General features: G+C 69.9%; 2 protein-coding genes. One reads left to right on the top strand and one right to left on the bottom strand.

The annotated features are described in order from the left end of the window. Window positions 1-87: 87 nt before the first annotated feature. Entirely contained in the window at window positions 88-798 is a 711-nt protein-coding gene (locus ACWGI8_RS43570; RefSeq protein WP_453669080.1) for a TetR/AcrR family transcriptional regulator C-terminal domain-containing protein, read from the bottom strand. A gap of 287 nt (window positions 799-1,085) precedes the next feature. On the opposite strand from ACWGI8_RS43570, the gene ACWGI8_RS43565 reads away from it, so the two are divergent. Then, window positions 1,086-1,913, top strand: coding sequence for an MBL fold metallo-hydrolase (locus ACWGI8_RS43565; RefSeq protein WP_453669078.1), 828 nt, complete (start codon window positions 1,086-1,088; stop codon window positions 1,911-1,913). Window positions 1,914-2,002: the final 89 nt, after the last annotated feature.

The following is a 2,002-nucleotide window of genomic DNA, read 5'->3' as shown; positions in this document are numbered from 1 at the left end:
GCCGAACGCCGGGTGGCGCGTGCCCCGGGTCCGGTTTCGGGCAGGCCGGTCTCGTGCAGGCCGGTCTCGCGCCGGGTCCGAGCCGGGTCAGTCCCGGGCGCCCGCCGGGGCGAGTTCGCGCAGCGCCGCGATCAGCAGCTCGACGCCGAAGGCGAACTCCGCCTCGTGGTCGTTCACGGCGAGGATCGGCGCGACCTTCGCCACCGCCGGGAAGCCGGAGCCGGCGAAGTATGCGGTGCGGGCGGCTTCCCTCGCCGCCGTACCGTCGTTGCCGTTGTTGTTGTTGTTGCTGTTCTCGGTCAGCGCCTCCGAGCCGTGAACTGCCCGTAGCAGCGAGCCGACCTGGAAGGAGATGAACAGCCGTAGCGCGTGGACCGCGGTCTCCTCGTCGAAGCCGTGGTCGAGCATCATCGCGAGCATCGTGTCGACCGGCGCGAGCGCCGTCGGCGTGGACAGCTGGCGCATGAGGACCAGTTCGCACGCGCGCGGGTGGCGCAGCGACGCCTGTCGGAAGGCGTACGCGATCGAGCGGATGCCGTCCTCCCAGCCGCCCGTCATCCGGTGCGGCATGTTCATCTCCGTGGTGATGAAGTCGGTGACCCCGTCGAGAATGTCGTCCTTGCTCCGCACGTGGTTGTAGAGGGACATCGCCTGGACCCCGAGGCGGGCCGCGATGCGCCGCATCGAGAGTCCGTCGACGCCGGCCTCGTCGATGATCACCAGTGCCGTCCCGACGATCCGGTCCCGTGTCAATGGCTCGCGGGGGCCGGGGAGTTCACGTCGCGATCGCTGGGCCATGCTGACGGCTCCTCATTCGGGTGGCTACGTGCGGTAACGCTTGACGACTTACAGCGTAAGTGCTTCTCTCCTGTCTCGTACTTACGGTGTAAGTGGCGCAACTGCTGTGGAGGCACGGCGATATGACGGACGGAGCGATCTCACACGACGAGACCGTCCGCACGGCCGCCTTCCTGGACCGGAGCCACGAGCGACTGGTCCGCCCGCACATCCACTCAGCACGGCCACCATCCTCTCCCAGCCCGGCCGCCTCGCGCCGGGTATCCCCCTGTGAGCAGGAGGCGCAGATGTCTGTGCGAACCATCCCCACTCCCCAGCGACGCTCCGCCACCACCATCCACCACCTGGACTGCGCCCCCATGCGTCCGCTCGTCGGCGCCCCGCTCGTCGCGCACTGCCTGCTCATCGTGACCGGCAGCGGGCTCGTCCTCGTCGACACCGGACTGGGCGCCGCCGACGTCTCCGATCCGCGGCGGCTCGGCGCGATGTTCCGGCACACCATGCGGCCGATGCTCGATCTGTCGCGTACGGCGGTGCACCAGATCCGGGCACTGGGGTACGACCCCTACGACGTACGGGACATCGTTCTCACCCATCTCGACATGGACCACGCGGGCGGCCTCGCCGACTTCCCGCACGCGCGCGTGCACGTGATGGCCGACGAGTACCGCGCGGCGATGCGCCGGGACACCCGTCTCGAAATGAACCGCTATCTGCCCGCCCAATGGGCGCACGGTGCCGACTGGTTCGTCCATGACACCGCGGACTCGGACTGGCTGGGCTTCCCCGCGTCGCGGGTGCTGCGCTCCCCCGACATCCTCCTCGTACCGCTGCCGGGCCACACCCGCGGTCACAGCGCGGTCGCGGTCCAGCAGCCGGACCGCTGGCTGCTGCACGCGGGCGACGCGTACTTCTTCCACGGCGAGATCGACCTCCGCCGCCCGCGCTGCCCGCGCCCGCTCGCGCTCCACCAGCGCCTGGTCGCGGACGACCACGAGCAGCGGCTGGACCAGCTGGAACGTCTGACGGCGCTGCGCCGGGCCCATCCGCGGCTGGTCCGGGTCTTCTCGTCCCACGACGCGCAGGAATTCGACCTGCTGGCGAACGGGGACTAAGGGCTGTCCCGTAATCCCCGGCGGGCGCACGACGACAGCTACGGCACCTCGCTGCGTTGTCGGATCGCCCGAATACGCCCAGTATGAGG

The sequence above is a fragment of the Streptomyces sp. NPDC054841 genome (assembly GCF_053611045.1).
This window is presented reverse-complemented; position numbering and strand designations above follow the sequence as displayed.

Excerpts from the sequence above, each read along its gene's own strand:
- ACWGI8_RS43570 (WP_453669080.1), bottom strand. The coding sequence starts at position 798 with ATGGCCCAGCGATCGCGACGTGAACTCCCCGGCCCCCGCGAGCCATTG.
- ACWGI8_RS43565 (WP_453669078.1), top strand. The coding sequence starts at position 1,086 with ATGTCTGTGCGAACCATCCCCACTCCCCAGCGACGCTCCGCCACCACC.